Annotated in this window: 1 pseudogene; it reads left to right on the forward strand. The window is 83.2% G+C overall.

The window, feature by feature from the left end:
- A pseudogene (locus V5O49_RS02030) lies at positions 1-309 on the forward strand (gfo/Idh/MocA family oxidoreductase); the annotation flags it as partial.

Raw genomic sequence — 309 nt, forward strand, 5'->3', positions numbered from 1 at the left:
GCCCGGTCGCTGCACGACGGGACGCCCCCCCGGGCGGTCGTGTCCGGCGGGGAGGCCGCGGCCCGGCGCGGCGGGGCGGCACCGGCCGCGAGCGCCGGGACCGGGCTGCAGGCCGGTCTCGCCGCCCTCCGGGGCGGCCGCGTGGGCCGGCCCCGGTCGGCCTCGTGCGCCTGCCAGTACGGCGGGCGGGACATCTGGCACCCGGCCCCGGAGTTCCTCTTCGGCGGGGGCGGCGGCCCCGTGCTGGATGGCGGCCCGTACCCCGTGACGGCGGTCGTCCCGGTCTTCGGCCCGGTCCGCCGGGTGACC

It is taken from the genome of Isoptericola haloaureus (genome assembly GCF_036689775.1).
GTDB lineage: Bacteria > Actinomycetota > Actinomycetes > Actinomycetales > Cellulomonadaceae > Isoptericola > Isoptericola haloaureus.